The organism is Bacillus sp. ISL-39, from assembly GCF_018613295.1.
Classification (GTDB): domain Bacteria; phylum Bacillota; class Bacilli; order Bacillales; family Cytobacillaceae; genus Mesobacillus.
In genome coordinates, this window is sequence record NZ_JAGGQM010000002.1 from 544,682 (window position 1) to 565,769 (window position 21,088).

General features: G+C 45.1%; 18 protein-coding genes. 2 read left to right on the forward strand and 16 right to left on the reverse strand.

Annotated features, from left to right (window positions below; genetic code table 11):
* Positions 1-25: 25 nt before the first annotated feature.
* Complete coding sequence (locus J7E37_RS04530) at positions 26-2,716, reverse strand: calcium-translocating P-type ATPase, SERCA-type (RefSeq protein WP_215022699.1); 2,691 nt, start codon at positions 2,714-2,716, stop codon at positions 26-28.
* Positions 2,717-3,048: 332 nt separating this feature from the next.
* On the opposite strand from J7E37_RS04530, the gene J7E37_RS04535 reads away from it, so the two are divergent.
* Positions 3,049-4,758 (forward strand): Rqc2 family fibronectin-binding protein, encoded by a 1,710-nt coding sequence (locus tag J7E37_RS04535; RefSeq protein WP_215022700.1) that lies wholly within the window; start codon positions 3,049-3,051, stop codon positions 4,756-4,758.
* 74 nt (positions 4,759-4,832) lie between these two features.
* On the opposite strand, the gene J7E37_RS04540 is transcribed toward J7E37_RS04535, so the two are convergent.
* Positions 4,833-5,480, reverse strand: coding sequence for a VTT domain-containing protein (locus J7E37_RS04540; protein ID WP_215022702.1), 648 nt, complete (start codon positions 5,478-5,480; stop codon positions 4,833-4,835).
* Between the two features lie 316 nt (positions 5,481-5,796).
* On the opposite strand from J7E37_RS04540, the gene J7E37_RS04545 reads away from it, so the two are divergent.
* Positions 5,797-6,810, forward strand: a complete 1,014-nt coding sequence (locus tag J7E37_RS04545; RefSeq protein WP_215022704.1) for a DUF3231 family protein — start codon at positions 5,797-5,799, stop codon at positions 6,808-6,810.
* Between the two features lie 126 nt (positions 6,811-6,936).
* Here J7E37_RS04545 and pyrE read toward each other — a convergent pair whose 3' ends face one another.
* The 14 genes from pyrE to J7E37_RS04615 all read right to left on the reverse strand — a co-directional run bounded on the left by pyrE (position 6,937) and on the right by J7E37_RS04615 (position 21,027).
* Complete coding sequence (pyrE, locus tag J7E37_RS04550; protein ID WP_215022706.1) at positions 6,937-7,572, reverse strand: orotate phosphoribosyltransferase; 636 nt, start codon at positions 7,570-7,572, stop codon at positions 6,937-6,939.
* On the reverse strand, positions 7,569-8,285 hold the full coding sequence (gene pyrF / locus J7E37_RS04555; protein WP_215022709.1) for an orotidine-5'-phosphate decarboxylase: 717 nt from the start codon (positions 8,283-8,285) through the stop codon (positions 7,569-7,571). The genes pyrE and pyrF overlap by 4 nt, the downstream gene beginning before the upstream one ends.
* Positions 8,257-9,198, reverse strand: coding sequence for a dihydroorotate dehydrogenase (locus tag J7E37_RS04560; protein WP_215022711.1), 942 nt, complete (start codon positions 9,196-9,198; stop codon positions 8,257-8,259). The genes pyrF and J7E37_RS04560 overlap by 29 nt, the downstream gene beginning before the upstream one ends.
* A complete protein-coding gene (locus J7E37_RS04565) occupies positions 9,195-9,962 on the reverse strand; it encodes a dihydroorotate dehydrogenase electron transfer subunit (protein ID WP_215022713.1) in 768 nt (255 codons plus the stop codon). Before J7E37_RS04565 ends, J7E37_RS04560 begins: the two co-directional genes overlap by 4 nt.
* Positions 9,959-13,171 carry a carbamoyl-phosphate synthase large subunit gene (gene carB, locus J7E37_RS04570; protein ID WP_215022716.1) on the reverse strand — a complete coding sequence of 1,071 codons (3,213 nt, stop codon included), beginning with the start codon at positions 13,169-13,171 and terminating at the stop codon, positions 9,959-9,961. The genes J7E37_RS04565 and carB overlap by 4 nt, the downstream gene beginning before the upstream one ends.
* Positions 13,158-14,255 (reverse strand): carbamoyl phosphate synthase small subunit, encoded by a 1,098-nt coding sequence (locus J7E37_RS04575; protein ID WP_215022718.1) that lies wholly within the window; start codon positions 14,253-14,255, stop codon positions 13,158-13,160. Before J7E37_RS04575 ends, carB begins: the two co-directional genes overlap by 14 nt.
* A complete protein-coding gene (locus tag J7E37_RS04580; protein WP_215022720.1) occupies positions 14,252-15,535 on the reverse strand; it encodes a dihydroorotase in 1,284 nt (427 codons plus the stop codon). Before J7E37_RS04580 ends, J7E37_RS04575 begins: the two co-directional genes overlap by 4 nt.
* Positions 15,498-16,442 carry an aspartate carbamoyltransferase catalytic subunit gene (locus J7E37_RS04585; RefSeq protein ID WP_215022722.1) on the reverse strand — a complete coding sequence of 315 codons (945 nt, stop codon included), beginning with the start codon at positions 16,440-16,442 and terminating at the stop codon, positions 15,498-15,500. Before J7E37_RS04585 ends, J7E37_RS04580 begins: the two co-directional genes overlap by 38 nt.
* Positions 16,408-16,578, reverse strand: coding sequence for a hypothetical protein (locus J7E37_RS04590; protein ID WP_215022724.1), 171 nt, complete (start codon positions 16,576-16,578; stop codon positions 16,408-16,410). The genes J7E37_RS04585 and J7E37_RS04590 overlap by 35 nt, the downstream gene beginning before the upstream one ends.
* A 42-nt stretch (positions 16,579-16,620) precedes the next feature.
* Positions 16,621-17,940: a solute carrier family 23 protein gene (locus tag J7E37_RS04595; RefSeq protein WP_214777285.1), complete on the reverse strand. Its 1,320-nt coding sequence runs from the start codon at positions 17,938-17,940 to the stop codon at positions 16,621-16,623.
* Positions 17,941-18,085: 145 nt separating this feature from the next.
* Positions 18,086-18,628 (reverse strand): bifunctional pyr operon transcriptional regulator/uracil phosphoribosyltransferase PyrR, encoded by a 543-nt coding sequence (gene pyrR / locus J7E37_RS04600; protein WP_214777287.1) that lies wholly within the window; start codon positions 18,626-18,628, stop codon positions 18,086-18,088.
* A gap of 211 nt (positions 18,629-18,839) precedes the next feature.
* A complete protein-coding gene (locus J7E37_RS04605; protein WP_215022725.1) occupies positions 18,840-19,751 on the reverse strand; it encodes an RluA family pseudouridine synthase in 912 nt (303 codons plus the stop codon).
* Positions 19,723-20,214 carry a signal peptidase II gene (lspA, locus tag J7E37_RS04610; protein WP_215022727.1) on the reverse strand — a complete coding sequence of 164 codons (492 nt, stop codon included), beginning with the start codon at positions 20,212-20,214 and terminating at the stop codon, positions 19,723-19,725. The genes J7E37_RS04605 and lspA overlap by 29 nt, the downstream gene beginning before the upstream one ends.
* A gap of 525 nt (positions 20,215-20,739) precedes the next feature.
* The gene (locus J7E37_RS04615) at positions 20,740-21,027 is read right to left on the reverse strand and encodes a TraR/DksA C4-type zinc finger protein (protein WP_215022729.1); all 288 of its coding nucleotides are present in this window, start codon (positions 21,025-21,027) and stop codon (positions 20,740-20,742) included.
* Between the last annotated feature and the right edge of the window lie 61 nt (positions 21,028-21,088).

A 21,088-nucleotide genomic window follows, 5' to 3' on the forward strand; every position in this document is an offset into this window, starting at 1 on the left:
AGAGCCTTCTCTATTACCTAACGGATTATATCATATTTCTCTTTGTTTTTCTTGCAAAAAATGTTCCCGCAAGCAAAAATGTAGGAATTGCCGATAAACCAAGGATCAATAACCAATCCATCGCCATTATTGGAACAGTGTGGAATATTGGCTGCAGCACTGGCGAATAGATCACAACAAGGACCATGACCAAGGAAGAAATAACGGCCCAAACTAAATATTTGTTCTCAAAAGGGTTGCGGGCGAAGATTGATTTTTCACTCCTGCAGTCGAATACGTGAATCAACTGTGCCATCACGAGTGTAGTAAACGCAATGGTCTGTGCATATACCAAGTCGTCCGGATTTCTATTATAGACTATCATGAAGGCAATCAGAGTCATCAATCCAATCAGGAAACCTCTTGACACGACTTTCCAGCCTAACCCCCGGGCAAATACCCCTTCCTTAGGATGGCGAGGCTCCCTTTTCATCACATTATCCTCAGGCTGGTCAAGTCCTAATGCCATCGCAGGGAGGCCATCTGTCACTAGATTCACCCAGAGGATCTGGATCGGCACGAGTGGAAGAGGCAAACCAAGGATCATCGCGAACAGCATGACTAAAATCTCCCCAACATTGGAAGCCAGGAGGTATCTGATGAACTTCCTGATATTTTCATAGATGTTCCGGCCTTCCTTAATGGCTGCTTTAATTGTGGCGAAGTTATCATCCAGGAGTACGAGGGAAGATGCTTCTTTTGCTACATCTGTACCTGTTATCCCCATAGCCACCCCTATATCCGCAGCTTTAATCGCTGGCGCATCATTTACGCCATCACCAGTCATCGCAACAATATGTCCTCTATTTTGCAAAGCTTTTACAATCTTAAGTTTGTGTTCAGGCGAAACTCTCGCAAAAACCGAAACATCTTCGACGATATCCTCTAGCTCTGTAACAGACAACTCGGATAATGCCTTGCCATCCAAAACTTTGCTGCCTTTGGTTAATATTCCTAACTGACTAGCAATCGCCTTCGCTGTAATGACATGGTCACCAGTAATCATTACGGTTTTAATACCTGCGTCGCTGCATTCTTTTACAGCTGTTTTCACCTCAGGACGCGGCGGGTCGATCATACCCTGCAATCCTATGAAAACAAGGTCTTTCTCGGCTTCATTTTCATGAAGGACGACAGTGTTTTGCGGAATAGGTTTGAAGGCAATGGCAATTGTTCTTAATGCGTTTCCAGCCAGCTCGTCAATCGCCCCCTGGACTTTAGCAGTCAAATCTTTTGTCAGGCGCTGCTGCCTTTCATCCCATAGAATTGAATCACTTAACCCAATCAGGACATCCGGTGCACCTTTAACAACAGCAAATTTCCGTCCAGTTTTATCCTTCACGATCATACTCATCATTTTCCGTTTGGAATCGAAAGGGAACTCGTTAACAATTTCAAACTGGTCCAGCAGGCTTTCCCTTCTGTAACCCGCTTTCATTGCTGCTACCAGCAGAGCACCTTCAGTAGGGTCACCATCAATTGTGTACTCGCCATCTTTATCAATCATTTCAGCGTGATTGCAAAGCATTCCAAATGTCAGCAGTTGCTGCAATGACTTTTCACTATGCGGATCCACGCTTTTGTCTTTATAAAAGAATAATCCAGTTGGTGAGTATCCCACTCCATCCACAGTCCAGGTTTTATTGCCGCTCCACAGATGAGTAACGGTCATTTTGTTTTGAGTCATCGTTCCCGTTTTGTCAGAACAAATAACGGATGCGCAGCCCAGTGTCTCCACTGCCGGAAGCTTTCTGACGATCGCATTCTTTCTGATCATTCTCTGGACACCCAGTGACAGTGCAACAGTAACAATTGCCGGCAGACCTTCCGGGATGGCGGCAACCGCCAAACTGACCCCTGCCAGGAACATTGTATATAGGTCATGCCCCTGGAGCACTCCAATTCCTACTACCAATAAGGTTAAGAAAAGAGCTGCCGTAATCAGGATTTTACCTAGTTGTTCAAGCCTGCGCTGAAGTGGTGTTTCCTGTGCTTCAGCTGTTTGCAGCAAGTCAGCAATCTGGCCCATTGCAGTTTTCATGCCTGTAGCAACGACAACACCGGTTCCAGTTCCCCTTGTGACCATCGTGCCCATGAACGCCATATTTTCCATATCACCCAGTCCCGGATTAGGAATCCTCAGCGGACTTGTATTTTTCTGTACGGGGACAGACTCCCCCGTCAGGGCTGATTCTTCAATTTCCAAACTTCTGGATTCAATCAAGCGGATATCCGCCCCAATCCTGTCCCCGCTTATAAATTTAAGGATATCTCCAGGTACGACTTCCTTTGACGGAATCTTGGTCCACTCGCCATCACGCAAAGCATGGACTTGCGGAGCGGAAAGCTCTTTCAAGGCATCAAGTGATTTTTCCGCCTTTCTTTCCTGGAAAAACCCTAAAACACCATTTACAAGAACAATGGCAATGATAGCGATCGCATCGACCATTTCTCCGAGAAGTCCTGATATCAACGTAGCTACAAGGAGCACCAGTACCATGAAATCCTTAAACTGGCTGAAGAATAATAACAGGGCCGATTGCTTCTCCCCCTCGGCCAATGCGTTATATCCATGCTGATCACGTCTGCGTTTTACTTCCTTTTCTTCCAATCCTTCTGTAAAATCTGTTCTTAAGGCACTAGCTATTTCATTTTCATTCATCTCATGGAACTTCATGGGGCCATCACACTTCCTCCTTGTTTGTCCTACTCTAAAGAAAGCTTATTCAGCCCTGTCCAAAAAAATGATAAGATGTTTATAGAATAGAAAAGCGAAGGCGACTGCCCAACTCCGACAAGCGCTGCCCGCCTTTAACGCCACGTCCTGTGGCTGGCGGGTCTAGCACATCGTGTGCCACGGAGGGCCTGACAGTGAAGTCGTTCTTTGACTTCATTGGCAGGACCGAAACGTCTCAAGGAGTTAGGAGCCGCAGCTGGACAATATAAAAGCGGAAGCGCCTTGTTCAGCCCCGGCAAGGCTTCAGATAAATAGAAAAGGATGTATTTCACATGTCATTTGACGGATTGTTTACAAGAGCCATTACAAACGAACTTTCTACCCTTCTTAAAGGGGGACGAATCAATAAAATTCACCAGCCTTATAAAAATGAAATAATCCTGGCTGTGAGGGCAAACGGAATTAACCATAAACTCCTTTTGTCTGCTCATCCAAGCTACGCAAGAGTCCAAATCACAAACGAGCAATATGATAACCCTAATGAGCCGCCAATGTTCTGTATGCTTCTGCGTAAACACCTTGAAGGCTCCATTATTGAAGACATCAAACAGGCCGGCCTGGACCGTATGATTATTTTTGAAGTAAAAGGGAGAAACGAAATCGGCGATATCTCCTACAAACAGTTGATTGTCGAAATCATGGGACGCCACAGCAATATCATCATCGTCGATAAACAAAGAAACATGATTCTAGATAGCATCAAGCATGTTTCATTCGCTGTGAATACACACAGGGCGATCATGCCCGGGCAAGAGTACGTAATGCCTCCGCAGCAGAAAAAAATGAACCCGTTTGAGGCACAGGAAGAAGATGTCTTAAGGCTTATTGATTTTAACGCTGGGAAAATCGATAAGCAGCTAGTTTCCAATTTTGCGGGTGTGTCACCGGTGCTGGCCAGGGAAATAGTCTTTAAAGCAGGCCTTGCAAACCGAACCACGATTCCTAAGGCCTTCATCTCTGTGATGAGTGAACTAGGGAAACATAATTACAATCCTTCCATTACGATTGGCAGTACTAAAGAAGCCTTTTACCTGATGCCGCTGGAGCATTTGAACGGTGATGCAAAAACATTTGATTCGCTGAGCAGCCTTCTCGACCGTTTTTATTTTGGCAAGGCGGAACGTGACCGGGTCAAACAGCAGGGAAATGATCTTGAGCGGCTGATCGCAAATGAAAAGGAGAAAAATGAGAAGAAGATCAAAAAGCTGGAGATGACTCTTGAAGATGCGAAAAAGGCTGAGCAATATCAATTATATGGAGAGCTACTGACCGCTAACATCTTTATGGCCAAAAAAGGCATGAAGGAAATGACCGTTGTTAATTATTATGACGAGAACGGCTCTTCAATCACGATTCCGCTTGAGCCGCGAAAAACACCTTCTGAAAACGCCCAGAGATACTTCACCAAGTATCAAAAGGCCAAGAACTCCGTCAATATTGTAAAAGAACAAATAGAAATAGCAAAAGCAGAGGTTTTCTACTTCGATTCTCTCCTGCAGCAGGTTGAAGCGGCTTCACCAAAGGATATAGAGGAAATCAGGGAAGAATTGATAGAGGGCGGATACATCAGGGCCCGGCAAAAAAAAGGTAATAAAAATAAGCAAAACCTCAAGCCGCAGCTTGAAAAATACCGATCTTCAGATGATACAGAAATACTGGTCGGAAAAAATAATAAGCAAAATGATTACTTAACGAATAAGGTGGCAGCCAGGGATGAAATATGGCTTCACACAAAGGATATCCCGGGGTCTCACGTGGTCATCCGCAGCAAAGAGCCAGCTGAAGAAACCATTCTCGAAGCAGCGCAAATTGCGGCCTACTTCAGCAAAGCACGGAATTCCAGCTCTGTTCCTGTCGACTTCACCAAAGTGCGCCATGTGAAGAAGCCAGCCGGCGCAAAGCCTGGGTTCGTGATTTATGAACAGCAGCAGACCGTTTACGTCACACCAGATGAAGATATGATTCTAAAATTGAAACAGTAATATCAAGAACCCGCCTTGTTTTCAACAGGCGGGTTTTGATTATTACAATCGCTGCACTGATATATGTCAGGCCATCAGGCTACTGCTTCTTTCTTTTTTCTATATTGTTTTATGAAACCAATGATTGCAGGAATGAAGGCAGTAGAAGATACCATCAGCAGGGTGAGGAATAAGTTATTCTCTACCCAGGCAATATTCCCCAGTATAAAACCTGCTGATAACCAGAACGCAGTCCAGGTCATTCCGCCAATTAAATTGTAGCTTAAGAAGGTTCTAAATTCATATCCTGTGTATCCTGAAACAAATGGGACAGAGGTTCTCATGAGCGGGACAAACCTTGAGGAGGTGATGGCAACCCTCCCATAATTCGCTAAAAAGCTTTTGGCCTTTCCAATCGATTTATCTGATGTTAGACGGTATAGAAATTGGTTTTCGGAGTTCAATTTCCCAAGCTGCTTTCCAATAAAAAAATTCTGGCTGTCACCCAAAACAGTTGCGGCTGCAAAGAGGAAAAACAAGCTTTCTACATCTAAATCTCCGGTAGCCGCCAGATTACCGCTCGCGAAAACCATTGAATCCCCTGGCAAAAAGGTCAGAATAACAAAAGCCGTTTTAAAATAAACAATCAAAAACAATAGTATATAAATGGCTGCACCATACTCGTCAATATAGTAGTGGAGACTACTATCAATGTTTTTCATCAATTGAAGGATTTGATCCATTCGTCCATCCCCTCTACTAGATCCCCGGTGAATACTATTGGGTTATATTACTATTGAAACATATTCTTAAGGCATATTGCCAAACTGAAGGCCAGCTTATTTTCATTTGCAGAACATTAAAATCTGTTTTCGCATTGATTGTTACTTTTGAATTCTAGGAAATTCTTAAATTCGATTTACAGTTTCTCTTTACGAGCAGAAAAATGTTATTGGATAAAAAGGTATTTATCTCCGAATAATATAATGACGTCAAATTTGTAATCATAAAAATACATACGAACAAGTGATTGTGGATTTAAAGTTGGAGGTATTTTTCGTGGAAGATATTAACCATAAAGTTAGCCTGTCATCAGGAGAATTAGCAAATCTTTGGAATCAGTATATGAATGATTCGTTATCTATTTGCATACTAAACCATTCCATTAATACGGTTCAAGATGAAGACATTAAGGAAATCCTTCAATTTGCCCTTAGCCTTGCTGAACATCACATTGTAAAAGTCAAAGAGTTTCTAAAGCAAGAAAATTACCCGTGCCCAAAAGGTTTCACAATAGATCAGGATATTAACCTGAATGCTCCTCCTTTATTTTCAGATACCTTTATGTTGGTATATATGCATATCATGACATTGCATGGAATGACAGGTTATGCTGGAGCAGTGGGTACTTCTGTCCGCGCTGACCAAATCACCTATTTTATTGAATGCAATAAAGAAGCAATGGAATTATACGAAAGAACTGTACACTTAATGCTTAAAAAAGGCTTATACAGCAGAACACCACATATCAATAGTCCAGGAAAAGCAGACTTCGTACATGATAAAAGCTATCTAACTGGCTGGTTTGGAAAAAAGCGACCATTAAATGCGATGGAAATCAGCGGACTAAGTTTCAATATGCAAAAGACTGCAGTGAAAATTGTGTTAGAAATTGGATTTGCACAAGTGTGCAAATCTAAAGAACTTCAGAAATATTTTAACAAAGGAAGGGATATCTGTAAGAAACATTTCGAGACTTTCAGGTCCTTTTTGATTAAAGACAATTTATCCTCTCCAAATTTATGGATATCAGAAGTTACTAATTCAACTGTACCACCCTTTTCAGACAAACTGATGCTATTCCACATCGAAACATTAATTTCTGCCGCTATTGGGTTTTATTCCGCAGGTTTGTCAGTATCACAAAGGCGGGATCTTGCTTTGGAGTACACAGGCCTTGTTACAGAAATCGGGTTATATGCAGAAGATGGGGCCCAGCTTTTAATAAAAAACGGCTGGCTTGAGAGACCACCGATGGCAGATGATAAAGACGAGTTATCCAATAGCAAATAGGATTTGAACGATCATTACAATAAGCCAAGCCGTATATCATTTAGTCTCTTTTCTCAAACTTTGTTGCTATTGACTACTAAATAGGATTGTATGAAAACATGCAGCCTTTTGCTGGCTGCATGTCCTTTATTTATTCTTAGCTGCTCCCCATTCTGCAGGGTCCCTCCGCCATTCGGCCAGACTTTCCAGGCTCTCTTTGCTGATCAAACCTTTTTTCTCCGCTACGTTCGCAAGAGTTGAAAAGTCAGTCAGAGAGTACGCTTGGATATTCGCGGATTTAAGCTGCTGAGCACCTTTTTCCAATTCATATGTAAAAATCGAGACAACCCCTAGAACTTCGCAGCCTGCTTCTCGCAACGCCTCGACTGCTTCAATAACGCTTCCTCCTGTGGAGATTAAATCCTCGACAACGACGACCTTCTGGCCCTCATACACCTTCCCCTCAATCTGATTCCCTTTTCCATGTCCCTTTGCTTTCGAGCGAACATAGCTCATCGGCAATTCAAGCAGTTCACTGACCCAGGCGGCATGCGGAATTCCTGCCGTGGCCGTTCCCGAGATCATCTCAGCATCGGGAAAATACTCAACAATCAAACTCTTCAATCCTTCAGCCACTCTTCTGCGGATGGAAGGGAAAGACAGAGTCAGCCGGTTATCGCAGTAAATCGGTGATTTCAGTCCCGAAGACCATGTAAATGGATTGTCAGGCTGCAAGCTGACAGCTTCGATTTCAAGCAATGCTTCTGCTATTTCTCTTTTCATTGATTTACACCCTTCCATTCATTATTAATTGCCAGATAGCTCTCCAGGGGATTAGTTGCTCGTGTAATTGGCCTTCCGACCACGATTGCGGATACACCTTGTTTCCTCGCAAATTCAGGAGTAGCCGTGCGTTTCTGGTCCTGAAGCGCACTTTCAGCTGGGCGGATCCCCGGTGTTACGCTCAAGAATTCCTGACCCAATTGGCCATGAATGAAACTGGCTTCATGAGGGGAACAGACCACACCATCAAGCCCTGACTTTTGAGCCAGTGCCGCATAATTTAGTACGGACTCATGTAACGATACCCCAATCAGCTGTTCAGAATTGACCTGGATTTCAGATGTACTTGTCAATTGTGTGACCGCAATGCAATCAGGACGCTTAAGGCCCGCCGGAGTGCCTGCATCAAGGCCTTCGATCGCTGCTGCCATCATGTCCGAACCTCCAGCAGCATGGACATTCACAAGGTTACACCCCATTCCAGCGAGCACCTTCATCGCACTCTTTACTGTATTAGGAATGTCATGGAGCTTCAGGTCAAGGAAGATTTTATGATTCCGCTTCTTCAACTCCTCAATAATCGACGGCCCTTCGGCATAAAAAAGCTCCATTCCAACTTTTACAAAAAGCTGTTCATTTTCAAATGGTTCAAGGAACTCAAGCACGTGTCCCTTGTTCGGGAAATCAAGGGCGATAATAAGCGAGTCTCTCATTCTTTTTCCAGCTCCTCCCCGTTAATTCAGAAATATGGTCTGCCCCGAGCTTAGCCAGCCATTCCGGCAATTCCTCGATGATTTTCGGGCATACAAAAGGGTCCACGAAATTCTGGGTTCCTACCGCTGCCGCACTTGCACCGGCCAGGAAAAACTCGACCACGTCCTCAGCCGATTGGATCCCCCCCATTCCGATGATCGGGATGGATACGTGCTGACTGACTTCATAGATCATCCTGATCGCTACCGGCTTAACGGAAGGGCCGGACAAGCCGCCGGTTTTATTCGCAAGGATCGGCTGCCCTGTCATCAGGTCAATTCTCATGCCAAGCAAAGTGTTGATCATTGTTATCCCATCCGCTCCTCCATCCTCAACTGCCCTGGCGATCTTGACAATGTCAGATACATTAGGAGAAAGCTTTACATAAACAGGCACTTCAGACACATCTTTTACCTTCCGGGTCAGGGCCTTAGCCATATCCGGATCCGTGCCGAATGCGATCCCGCCTGTTTTTACATTTGGACATGATATATTTAGTTCAAGGGCATGGACATTCGGAGCCTTGGACAATTGTTCTGCTACTTTTACATAGTCATCCTCCGTTGAACCAGCGATATTCGCAATGATCGGCACATCAAACTGCTCAAGCCATGGAAGTTCTTCATTAAACACTTTCTCTAAGCCGGGGTTCTGGAGGCCGATGGCATTGAGCATTCCGCCTGGCGTCTCGGCAACCCTCGGCGTCGGGTTTCCAAAGCGCGGTTCTGGTGTCGTAGCCTTTATCATGATTGCCCCTAGAAGACTCAAGTCGTACAGCTGGCTGAACTCCCTGCCAAAGCCGAAGCAGCCTGAAGCAGGCATAACTGGATTTTTCAGATTTAACCCTGGCAGCTGGATTGATAGCGAACTCATATGACAACCTCCCCTGCTTGAAAAACTGGTCCATCGCTGCAGACCTTTTTATACGTGAAGCCCTGTGGATCATCCTTCGTATGGCAAACACATGCAAAGCAAGCACCGATTCCGCACCCCATCCGTTCTTCTAGTGAAAGGTAGGTTTTAGATGCATAATTACCATTTTCAACGGCTCTCAGCATGGGTGTCGGACCGCATGCAAAAATAATATCCGCTTCCAAACCGCTAAGAACATCAGTAACGAAACCTTTTCGGCCATATGTGCCATCAACAGTTGTAACATACACTTCACCAAAGTCGGACAGCTCTTTTTCGTAAAAAACTGCACTGGCTGTTTGGAATCCAATTATGCTTATGACTTTAACTCCATTTCGGGCAAGCTGCTTAGCCAGTTCATACATAGGCGGGACTCCAACTCCACCGCCAACAAGGATTGCCGTTTGCCCCTGTTTGGCTTCTCCTGCCGGAAAGCCATTACCCAGCGGTCCCAGGACATCGACTGACATCCCTGGGGTTTTTTCGGCTAGCAGGGCGGTTCCCCTTCCCTGCCTCCTGTAGATAATCGTGAATGTGCCATCATTGATCGAAGCAATGCTGATTGGCCGGCGCAAAAGCGGGTCGAAACCTTCCCCAACTTTAACATGGACGAATTGGCCTGGCTGAGACATAGCCGCAGAAAGTTCACCGCTTAGAACGAGCTCAAAAATATTTTCTGCAATCTGTCTGTTGCTCACTACTTTGCAGTTTTCCTGCACGATCATGAAAAAGCACCTTCTTTGGCTTGCTCCATCGGCTTTAGTGCATCTGCTGAAAATGTCATAGATTCAATGACTCGTAATATCGCTTTTGCTGTATCAAGCGAAGTCAGGCATGGCACACCATTTTCTACGGATTCTCGGCGGATCCTGAATCCATCACGTTCTGGCTGCTTGCCTTTTGTCAGCGTGTTGATGACCATCTGTGCTTCTCCCTTACGGATCACATCGATCAGGTTCGGTCCTTCAGCACCGATTTTTCCGACTGTTTTCACTTTAATGCCGGCAGTCTCCAAATATTTGGCTGTCCCCTCTGTAGCCATCAACTGATAGCCAATATTCGAGAATCTTTTTGCCAGTGCCAATGTTTCTTCTTTATCCTTATCTGCCACAGTTAGCAGGACTGTACCAAACTCTTTGATTTTCATGCCGGCAGCAATCATGCCCTTATACAAAGCTTTTTCCAGGGTTGTATCCTTGCCCATGACTTCTCCGGTAGACTTCATTTCCGGCCCTAGTGTAATGTCTACCCTACGCAATTTTTCTAACGAGAACACCGGTACCTTAACAAAAACTCCTTCTTGCTCAGGTACAAGACCGGTTTCATATCCTTGCGCACGCAGGCTCTGGCCAAGGATAACCTTAGTTGCGATTTTTGCCATTGGAACATTCGTGATTTTGCTCAGGAATGGTACTGTACGGCTGGAGCGAGGGTTCACTTCGAGCACATAGACTTCTTCATTAGCAATGACATATTGAATATTCAGCAGACCGACAATGTTCAACCCTCTTGCAAGATCAATCGTATAGTTTACCAGCTTTTGTTTTACATCCTTACTAAGGCTTTGAGGCGGATAGACACCGATCGAATCTCCCGAATGGACACCGGCTCTTTCGATATGTTCCATAATGCCTGGTATCAATACGTTTTCTCCATCGGAAATCGCGTCAACCTCTACTTCTTTCCCAGTCAGATAACGATCGATCAGCACCGGATATTCCGGGTTGATCTTTACCGCGTTTTTCATATAATGAAGAAGTTCTTCTTCCTTATAGACAATCTCCATTGCCCTGCCGCCGAGTACATACGATGGACGCACAAGAACTGGGTAGCCGATTTCTGATGCAATCAACGCTGCTTCTTTTACTGATTTTGCTGTACTTCCCTTTGGAAGCGGGATTTGCATGCCGGATAGTGCCTGTTCAAACTTGTCACGGTCCTCAGCTCGATCCAGATCCTCAAGGCTTGTTCCGAGAATCTTCACTCCCCTGTCTACAAGCTTTGAGGCCAGGTTGATTGCAGTTTGCCCGCCAAATTGGACGACTGCTCCAATTGGTTTTTCAAGAGTGATAATGTTCATGACATCCTCAATGGTCAAAGGTTCGAAGTACAATTTATCCGAGATGCTAAAATCCGTAGAGACCGTTTCTGGATTGTTATTGACGATGATGGCCTCGTACCCAGCTTCTTTGATGGCCTTAACGGAATGGACAGTCGCGTAATCGAATTCGATTCCCTGTCCGATCCTGATCGGCCCGGACCCCAGTACAATGACGCTTTCCCTTTCTGTCACCACTGATTCATTTTCTTCCTCATATGTGCTATAGAAGTATGGAGTTTCTGATTCGAACTCAGCGGCACAAGTATCGACCGTTTTAAATACAGGGGTCAGGCTGTTCTCAATCCGCCACTGGTATACTTCCTGTTCTTCCACGTTCCACAGTTCAGCAATTACCTTATCTGAAAAGCCTTTGCGTTTTGCTGATCTGGCTGTTTCCGGGTCAAACTTCTTTTTTGCAAGCTCTTGCTCAAAAGCTATTAATCTCTCTAATTTATGAAGGAAGAATAAATCGATCTTGCTCCAGCTGTGTAAAGTTTCAATTGAAATGCCTCTTCTGATAGCCTCTGCAAGGTAAAATAATCTCTCGTCACCGGCCTTGCGAATTCTCTTCTCAAGCAATTCATCGTTGATTTCGCTTTGATTATTCAAAGAAAGGTGAATTACATCAGCTTCAAGAGAACGAATCGCTTTAAGCAGCGACTCTTCGAAAGTACGGCCGATTGCCATGACTTCACCAGTTGCTTTCATTTGGGTTCCAAGTGTCCGGTTCGCTGATTCGAACTTATCGAATGGCCAGCGCGGGATTTTTGTTACAACATAATCAAGCGCAGGTTCAAAGCAGGCATATGTTTTTCCCGTAACCGGATTCAGCATTTCATCGAGTGTCAAACCAACAGCGATTTTCGCTGCAAGCTTGGCAATTGGATAGCCCGTCGCTTTTGATGCCAGGGCAGAGGATCGGCTGACTCGCGGATTCACTTCGATTACATAGTAGTTAAAGCTATCAGGGTCAAGTGCGAGCTGGACATTGCAACCGCCTTCGATCTTCAGGGCCCTGATGATTTTCAGGCTGGCATTCCTCAGCAGCTGGTATTCACGGTCACTCAAAGTCTGGCTTGGCGCCACGACGATGGAATCCCCTGTATGGACTCCTACAGGATCAAAGTTTTCCATGTTGCAGACAACTATGGCATTATCATTGCTGTCACGCATCACTTCATATTCAATTTCCTTGAACCCGGCTATGCTCTTTTCAAGCAAGCATTGTCCTACAGGACTGTTTTTTATGCCGCTCGTCACGATCTCAATCAATTCTTTTTCGTTGCTGCAGATGCCGCCCCCAGTGCCTCCCATTGTAAAAGCAGGGCGGACAATCACTGGATACCCGACTCTCTCCACAAAGGTATAAGCCTCTTCTAGATTGTGAATGATGTCGCTGTCAGGGACCGGTTGTCCGAGCTCGTTCATCAAGTCCCTGAATAACTCCCTGTCCTCCGCCTGGTTGATCGCTTCTAGCTTTGTTCCGAGGATCTTCACGCCACATTCATCCAAAACACCTGATTTAGCCAGCTCAACTGCGAGGTTAAGTCCTGTCTGCCCCCCGAGTGTCGGCAGGATGGCATCCGGACGCTCCTTTCGGATGATCCTTGCCACAAACTCAAGAGTAAGCGGCTCTATGTATACGACGTCCGCAATTTCCGTGTCAGTCATGATGGTTGCAGGATTCGAATTGACGAGGATGACCTTATAGCCTTCTTCACGGAGTGCGATGCATGCCTGTGTGCCTGCATAATCGAATTCCGCTGCCTGGCCGATGATGATTGGGCCTGACCCAATGACTAATATACTGTTAACATCTTTACGCTTTGGCATTTGTGACTGCCTCCTTTTTTTCTGCTTCTACTAACTCGATGAATTGGTTGAATAATCCGTTCGCATCCTCCGGTCCTGGTGAAGCTTCAGGGTGATATTGGACAGTGAATGCTGCGGCATTTCTATGGGCCAGACCCTCAACCGTTCCATCATTTAATGCTATATGTGTAACCTCAAGCTCTGTCCCTGTGACAGAATCTTCAGTAACTGTATACCCATGGTTTTGCGAGGTCAGCGCTACTTTCCCAGTCCGTAAATCCTTCACAGGATGATTGGACCCCCGATGACCGAATTTCATTTTTTCCGTATTTGCACCGCAGGCAAGCGCAAACAACTGGTGGCCAAGACATATCCCAAATAGCGGTACCTTGCCTAGCAGACCCTTAATCATTTCGATTGCCTCCGGAACATCCTTTGGATCCCCAGGTCCATTTGAAAGCATGATGCCATCCGGACTCAAGCTGAGAATTTCTTCGGCAGTTGTATTGTAAGGTACTACGATTACATCACAGTTTCGGTCATTCAGTTCCCGTAGGATTCCGTGCTTTAAGCCGAAGTCAACCAGCACGACTCTATGGCCGCGTCCTGGGCTAGGATAAGGTGTTTTTGTTGAAACTTGCTTGACCTGGTCGTTCGGCAGGATTCTGCCTTTTAATGCCGCAATGACTTCATCCGGATTTTCTTCCATCCCGCAGATTGATCCTTTTAATGTTCCATGCTGACGAATGATTTTTGTCAGCTTCCTTGTATCGATTCCGGCTATGCCAGGTATGTTTTTCATTTTTAGATAAGCGTCCAAAGACAGTTCAGAGCGCCAGTTGGAAGGAAATTCAGCATTCTCCTTCACGACAAGACCTTGGACAGCTGGGTTGATTGATTCGAAATCATCCCGATTGATTCCATAATTACCGATTAGCGGGTATGTCAGCGTCACAATTTGTCCGCAGTATGATGGATCGGACAGGATTTCCTGATAGCCGGTCATACCTGTATTGAAAACAACCTCACCCATCGTCTCCGTTTCACTGCCAAAGCCTTCACCAACAAATACCGTGCCATCTTCCAAGATCAATTGCTTTTTCATACCCTCACAACTCCCTTTTCCCAGACAATTTTTCCTTCAGCAATCGTCAGTACTGGCCATCCCTTGCACTTCCAGCCTGCGAATGGTGTATTTATGCCTTTGGATAAAAATTCTTCTGGATTGATTTCTTTTTCTTCATCAAGATCAATCAATACAACATCTGCTGGTGCACCAGCCTTCAGTTCTCCATAAGGCAGTCCGAATGTATTTGCAGGTTTGACAGTCAAAAACTCTATCAACTGCTTTAAGCTAATAATGTTTGTTTTGACCATATGTGTATATAAGAGTGGGAATGCTGTCTCAAGGCCGACAATCCCAAATGGCGCCATTTCAATTCCCTCTGCTTTTTCCTCACTTGTATGCGGTGCATGGTCAGTCGCGATAAAATCGATCGTCCCGTCCAGCAGTCCTGCGACCAATGCCTCGTGGTCTGCCTGGCTTCTTAGCGGTGGATTCATTTTATAGTTGGCATCATTTCCGGTTATATCATCTTCATTCAAAAGCAAATGGTGCGGCGTTACCTCTGCTGTAACCTTTATGCCATATCGCTTCGCGTCCCGGACTGCTCTGACTGATTCTTTCGTGCTGATGTGGCAAACATGGTAATGGCATCCTGCCTCTTCCGCGAGCAGAATGTCTCTTGCTATATGTACAGATTCACATACTGACGGGATTCCGTTGATTCCCAGCTCAGCGGCTTTCCTGCCCTCATGGAGAGAACCCTTATTGATCAAAGTATTGTCTTCGCAATGTGCGACTATTGCCATATCAAGCTTTGCAGCTCTTCTCATTGCTTCAAGCATCATTCCTGCTGACTGGACACCAACGCCATCATCCGTTAATGCGAATGCACCTGCTTCTTTTAAACCTTCAAAATCGGTCAGTTCCTGGCCAAGCTCGCGCACAGTAATGGACGCATATGGCAAGACTCTTACGGAAGCTGTTTCCTGGATTCTCTTCTGAAGCCACTCCATCCGCTCTTTTGAATCGGGCACCGGCCTAGTGTTCGGCATTGCAGCAACAGTGGTAAATCCACCTTTTGCAGCAGCCAGTGTACCCGTAGCAATCGTTTCTTTTTTCTCCCCTCCCGGTTCGCGCAGATGCACATGCAGGTCTACAAATCCTGGTGCAACCAGCTTTCCTTTAGCATCAATAATTTGCTCAGCATCCGTAGAGATTCCAGATCCGATTGCAGCAATTTTTCCGTCCTCTATCAAAATATCTGTTAACTCAGTTCCTGTTTCAGTAAGCAATCTGCCATTTTTGATCAACATTGTCATTTTTCATTCCCCCATTCCTATTCTCAAGTGCTCTCTTTAACACTGCCATTCTGATGTACACGCCATTTTCCATTTGCTTAAAAATCCGTGACTTTGGACTTTCAACCAATTCATCTGCGATTTCGACGCCCCGATTGATTGGTGCAGGATGGAGGATGATGCTTCCCTTTTTCATAAGCCTTTCTCTCTCAATCGTTAAACCATAGTTTCGGTGGTACTCATTCTTATCAAACAGAAGTTTGCCATCATGCCGTTCATGCTGGACACGAAGGAGCATCACCACATCTGCCCACTTAATGGCCTCTTCTACTGACATATAGCAGCAGCCTGCGGGAAGGTTGTTTTGATCCACCCAATCTTCAGGACCCGAAAAAATAACTTTTGCTCCAAGTCTGACTAGTGCGTCTGCATTTGACCTCGCTACACGGCTATGGAGAATATCACCGATGATTGTAACTGTAAGGTCCTTAAAACTGCCGAACTCTTGCTGGATGGTCATTAGGTCCAGCAATGACTGTGTAGGATGATGCCCTTTTCCGTCACCGGCATTGATGATCGGAATCGATATCCCATTTTCGAGTTCAGAAAAATAATTATCTGCACTATGCCTGATTACAAGTGCGTCGGTGCCAATCGCTTCTAGTGTTTTAACGGTGTCATACAAAGTTTCGCCTTTTAGTACACTGGATGTCTGGACCTCAAACGGAATCACCTCGAGTCCAAGCTTGCGTTCAGCCATTTCAAAGCTGGACTTTGTCCTTGTGCTTGGCTCGTAGAATAAATTGCTGATGTACAGTTTTTCTTTTGGCTGCCATGTCTTCCCGCTGGCAAATTCACCCGCAGACAGAATAATTTCCTGTATTTCTTGTTCACTAAGCTGTGATGTCGTCAGTAAATCCCATTTCACCGCTGATCCCCCCTTCTTTTTTTGCAAGAAAAAAACACCCTGTTTTCTGTTCAACAGGGTGCTTGACTATGAGCTTGCCGGCATAAACCCCGAATTTTCGGGTTTGCGTGCATCTTGAATAAGCCGGTTCGCTCATAACACCCTTCTAAGCCTCTCTGGACTTCTTTAAAAGGTGGAACTATGCTACATCGTTCTTTTCCTCAGTTTTTTTTTCAGTTTCCATATCAAACATATCTTCTTCTAGTTCCGGGCGTCCAGGCAGGACCAGGTTAAGGATGACACCAATCAGGGCCGCTAAAGCCATGCCATGTATTTCGAAGTTTTCATTCAGCTTAATGAATGCTCCGCCAATCCCGATTACGAGGATGACTGATGAGACGACCAGGTTTCTTGTGTTGCCAAAGTCTATTTTGCTGTCCACAAGCATTCTCAAACCTGATGAAGCGATGATCCCGAACAGCAGGATTGAGACGCCGCCCATAACCGGTGTTGGAATTGAGCTGATCAATGCCGTAATTTTGCCGATGAATCCGAATACTGTCGCAATAATAGCTGCGCCAAGCAGGACATATACGCTGTACACTCTAGTAATCGCAAGGACACCGATGTTTTCGCCGTAAGTCGTCTTTGGCGGTCCGCCGATCAAACCGGAAATCATCGTCGCCATACCATCACCCATAATGGAGCGGTGAAGACCTGGTTCTTTGATATAGTCTCTGCCGACAACCTTGCTCAGTACTAGCTGGTGGCCGATATGCTCTGACAAAGTGACGATTGCAACTGGAACCATCAGCATGACGATCTCCCAGCTGATACTTACATTGTAATGAACGAATGGGAAGATAAAGTCTGGCATCTCGAAAAAGTCCGCTTCTTTAACTCCGCTGAAATCCACAATTCCTATTGCCATGGAGTATAAATACCCCACTATGATTCCGGCAAGAATGGGGACCATGCTGAGCATTCCCTTTCCGTAAATTGAGAAGACGATTGTTGCTGCAAGAGTTACTAAAGCTGCAGAGAAATGAATCAAGCTGTACTCCGTAGTCCCAGGGACATTCATTGCCATGCTGACCGCTGTTCCTGCCAGTGAGAGTCCAATGACAATGATGACTGGGCCCACGACGACCGGTGGCAGCAGACGCATGATCCAGCGGTAGCCTGCCTTCTTGATGATCAGGGCTACGATTCCGTATACCAGACCGGCAAGGAATGTTCCAATCATCGCTGCACCAGGTCCTCCGCCTGCTTTAGCAGCGATGACCGGAGCGATGAACGCGAAGGATGATCCAAGGTAAGCCGGAACCTGGAATTTAGTGATAATCAGGAAAGCGATCGTTCCAAGGCCGCTTGAAATCAAGGCGATGGCCGGACTTAAGCCGACAAGGTAAGGTACAAGAATTGTCGCGCCAAACATGGCGAATAAGTGCTGAAGGCTAAGTGTGAACCATTGAAATGGTGATGGTACATCTTTAATGTCTAAGATTGGTTTATTCATTTTTTTATCTCCTCTCTTTTGTACAAAAAAACCCTCTTTGCCAGTAGATACAAAGAGGGTATGGGTCTAAAAAAACCCGCACAAAGCCATCAGCCATGCGTTCCCCCTTTTCAGCCTCTCTGGACTGCATTTAAAAGGGCATTATTTATTTTTCAAAAATGCTTACGCGTTCTTCTTCATCTACTTCCTGCAGCTCAACGACGATTCTTTCCGCACTTGAGGTCGGGATGTTCTTGCCTACAAAGTCTGCCCTGATCGGCAGCTCCCTGTGTCCTCTGTCGACCAGCACAGCAAGCTGAATGGTCGCCGGCCGGCCAATGTCAATCAATGCATCCATCGCCGCTCGGACTGTCCTGCCTGTATAAAGAACATCATCAACCAGAATCACTTTTTTATTCGAGATGTCGACTGGGATATCCGATCCTTTAACCTCAGGCTCCTGATCATCCGTCTTCTTCGTCAAGTCATCGCGATACAGGGTGATATCAAGCTCACCCACCGGGATATCTGCTCCTTCGATCTCACGGATTCTTTCCGCCAGCCTTTTGGCGATATAAATTCCTCTGGTACGGATCCCGACAATGACGCTGTCTTCGATTCCTTTGTTTCTTTCGATGATTTCATGAGCAATCCTCGTCAGTGCCCTGCGGATTCCCTGGTTATCGAGCACAACCGCTTTTTCAGTCATTTGTTTTCACTCCTTCTCTTTCTATGGTTTGAAAACGGACAAGTAAAAAACCCTCTTGCCTGTTTCGGCAAGAGGGTAAACGTGTGGTGTTAGCATGCAGCAGAGCATACATCATATGCCTATTGCAAATCCGTTTCCTTCTCAGCCTCACGGGACTGTCTTTAAAGGACTTATTAAACTATAGTCATCTTAAAATAGATGTTGAACTTTGTCAACGATTTTCTCTTAAATCAATTAAGAGGTTTACGAAATACTCAGGGAGCTGAGCTTCAAATTCCAGATACTCCCCCGTCCTTGGGTGGTCAAATCCAAGCAGGCCAGCATGCAAAGCCTGTCCGCCAATATCAAGCGTCTTTTTCGGTCCGTATTTAGGGTCTCCGGCCAGCGGATAACCGATGTATTTCATATGGACACGAATCTGGTGCGTCCTGCCTGTTTCAAGCTGGCATTCCACATAAGTAAAGTCCTTGAAGCGTTCGAGAACATTAAAATGGGTGACCGCATTTTTGCCATTATCGACAACTGTCATGCTCTGGCGGTCCCTTTGATCGCGCCCAAGCGGAGCGTCAATTGTACCATGATCATGCTGGATAGTTCCATGTACGAGCGCCTTGTATTTGCGAGTAACAGATTTGGCCACCAGCTGGTTCACCAGGCTTTCGTGTGCCATATCATTTTTTGCCACCATCAAAAGTCCGGAGGTATCCTTATCAATCCGGTGGACGATTCCCGGTCGGAGCACGCCATTGATACCAGATAAATCCTTACAGTGCGCCATGAGCCCATTTACAAGAGTTCCAGTCATATGTCCAGGCGCTGGATGGACGACCATTCCTTTGGGCTTGTTCACAACAAGGACATCTGCATCCTCATAATAAATCTCAAGGTCCATTTCCTCTGCGATTACATCCAACGCTTCAGGCTCCGGGATGTTGATTTCCAGCTGATCATTCAAGCTGCATTTATAATTTGTTTTGATTTGAGCTCCATTGACAAGAACGTTCCCGTCCTTGATCCATTGCTGTACCTGGCTCCTCGACCATTCCGGATCAAGTGTAGATACCACTTTATCTATTCTGTCACCAGCCTGTTCCTCACTGATGATGTGTTCCATTTTCTCCATAAGCTTTTCTTTTCGCCTCTCTCTCTTCCCTGATCATGTCAATCATCAACAATCCTACACCGATCACCAGCGCAGAATCAGCAATATTGAAGATAGGGAAATCGTATCCAAAAATATAGGTGTTGATGAAATCAACAACTTCCTTTCGGTATACCCTGTCGATAAAGTTCCCAATTGCCCCGCCCAGCATAAAACCAAGCGAAACACCCAGCAGAAGTTTGCCTTTAGCTGCTTTTTGAATATAGACGACAAGGCCAATCACCACAATGATGGTAATGACATAAAAGAACCACATTTGCCCCTGCAGGATTCCCCATGCAGCACCACGGTTGCGGTGTGAAGTGATGTACAAGAAATTCTCTATGACCTTTATGCTTTCCCCAAGCTCCATGTTTTTGACAATAAACCATTTAGAAACCTGGTCAAGCAAAATAATAAACAGTGCAATTATGTAATAAAACACAAAGGTAACCTCCACATTCACAGCAATTCATTACCTTTGCATTTTAGCACATATTAAGAAAAGCGCAAGCGCCTGGTCACCCCCGACAAGCGCTGGAGGGCCTCGAAGCGTCTCGAGGGGGTAGGAGCTGGAGCTGGACAGTTCTCAAATTGATGAATATGCTTCTATTTTTTAAAAAACGACAGATTTTATAAGTTTTAGTTATGTTCCTGACTTTTAAAAAGTGGTAAATCAGCTTATAACCGAGAAATTTAAATTTAAACTGGTGATTTTGGCTAGTATTTTTACAGTGATTGTACTGGTCTTGTTTTATTGGCGATTTTAACTTTTTATTGGCGATTTCCGATTTATATTGGCGAAAAACTCATTTTATTGGCGATAACGAACTGGTTATTGGCGAAAATCCATTTTTATTGGCGACTTGGAAATTTTTTAAAGATTTTTCCAGTGACAACTAATTTTTTAATCCACTCTTCTCATTCCGAAAATTCAATCACATTTTAAATGCCATATCAAGAATGAATCTCACGAATAGATCGGCTTACGGTAGTATTGTTCAATTTGGTCTAACTCCACAGCTGATTTAGCTGTTGGAATGGTCTGCAAAACTTCGTATGGCAGGTATTCTCCAGATACTTCACATTTCCCATATTCGCCATTTTCCATTTTTTCCAGCGCTGCTTCGATATCGTGAAGTTCATCATTTATATAATGCAAAATCCTTTCGTCTTTCTGGCCGTCATTCAGGTACGCTAACAATTCTGTTCTCGTTTCGCGGAGCTCTTTGTAAATGTAATCGAGATTACCTTCCATGTATCTGCCCCCGTTCCTGTTTACAGCTATTATTTCCACAGGCGTCATGCTGACTCAACTT